The organism is Brevibacillus reuszeri (assembly GCF_002897295.1).
GTDB lineage: Bacteria > Bacillota > Bacilli > Brevibacillales > Brevibacillaceae > Brevibacillus > Brevibacillus reuszeri_A.
Window position 1 is genome coordinate 1 of record NZ_BEXF01000092.1, and the last position, 1,389, is coordinate 1,389.

3 protein-coding genes are annotated in these 1,389 nt (G+C 40.2%); all 3 read left to right on the forward strand.

What is annotated here, in order from left to right; translation table 11 throughout:
- Positions 1–125: 125 nt before the first annotated feature.
- Positions 126–401: a phage holin family protein gene (locus C3B52_RS35495; RefSeq protein ID WP_103111002.1), complete on the forward strand. Its 276-nt coding sequence runs from the start codon at positions 126–128 to the stop codon at positions 399–401.
- A gap of 83 nt (positions 402–484) precedes the next feature.
- Positions 485–1,036: a glutathione peroxidase gene (locus C3B52_RS35500; RefSeq protein WP_103111003.1), complete on the forward strand. Its 552-nt coding sequence runs from the start codon at positions 485–487 to the stop codon at positions 1,034–1,036.
- Positions 1,037–1,192: 156 nt separating this feature from the next.
- Positions 1,193–1,306, forward strand: a complete 114-nt coding sequence (locus tag C3B52_RS35505) for a sporulation protein YjcZ (protein WP_103111004.1) — start codon at positions 1,193–1,195, stop codon at positions 1,304–1,306.
- Positions 1,307–1,389 lie beyond the last annotated feature (83 nt).

Sequence of the window (1,389 nt, forward strand, 5' to 3'; positions counted from 1 at the left end):
GTTAGTCTAATCGGTACTATTCCTCTTTTCTAGATAATATGCTAATGAACAAGCTATTCTTGTAAAACTTTCATAGTATGAAGTAGAAAGACGTCGTGATTAATTTCAGAAAGGTCGTGTGCTAAATGGAATGGAGCATGATTTTTGAACTGATTGATCCGAGGTTGTTAATGGTCGTTGCGGCTTGTTGGGTAATTGGGTATATTTTGAAAATAACGCCAAAGGTTCCGGATTGGAGCATTGTGTACATTGTTGTTGTGTTCGCAGTTATCTTCGCTGTAGGTATGATGGGCTGGGGGATAGAGTCGATCATTCAGGGGATTCTGACGGGGGCTTTTGCTGTATTCGGTCATCAGGCTGTGAAGCAGGCTGCAGAAGGTATGAAAGACAGAGGGAAATGAAGAGGAATTGTTCTGTAAAGCTATACTCCTTTGACCGATATAAACAATGAATGTACATCTGAGAATTCAAAGGAGAAATATGCATGAACATATTCGATTTTACAGGCACTTTAATGAGTGGAAGAGAAGTTTCACTCGAGGAGTATAAGGGGAAAGTCATTCTGATTGTGAACACAGCAAGCCAGTGTGGGTTTACCTTTCAATATGCAGATTTACAGCGCTTATATGATCGTTACAAAGAAAAAGGGTTTATCATTTTAGGGTTTCCGTGTAATCAATTTGCAGAGCAAGAGCCGGGTACGAATGAAGAGGTAAATACCTTTTGCATGATCAACTATGGCGTTTCCTTTCCGATGTTTCAAAAAGTTGAAGTGCGCGGGGAAAATGCTCATCCTCTGTTTAAATTTTTATCTGCATCCAAGCCATTTGAAGGGTTCAATCCATTTCATTCCGTAGCCAAGTTGTTAACCGCTATGTTGAATGAGAAATATCCTGATTATCTGGCTGGAGATTCAATTAAATGGAACTTCACGAAGTTCCTGATCAGTGCAGAGGGCGAAGTTGTCAAAAGATTTGAAGCTACGACGGACCCGTTAGATATGGAGCAGGATATTGAAGTGTTGCTGCAATCATAATTTGAATGCTTAAAAGACGAGTCTTAAGGACTTGTCTTTTTTTTATTGCAAATGAGGGTCTTATTGATTTGGGCCTTATTGTTGCCTAAACGCCCTGACCATTCGAGTCCAACAACATAAGATAAGGTGTGGTTAAAAACAAAGGAGGTATGAATCATGGGTGAAGTTGTTGGAGGATACGGCGGAGGATACCATGGATTTGGCAGCGGAATTGGAGTAATCCTCGTATTGTTTATCCTGTTGGTTATCATCACAAGTGCATTTATCTAATATGGCATAGTAGTTTAAAAGAAACCCCTGCAGCTATGCTGTCAGGGGTTTCTTTTGATATGGCCGAGGTAGACTGACAACTT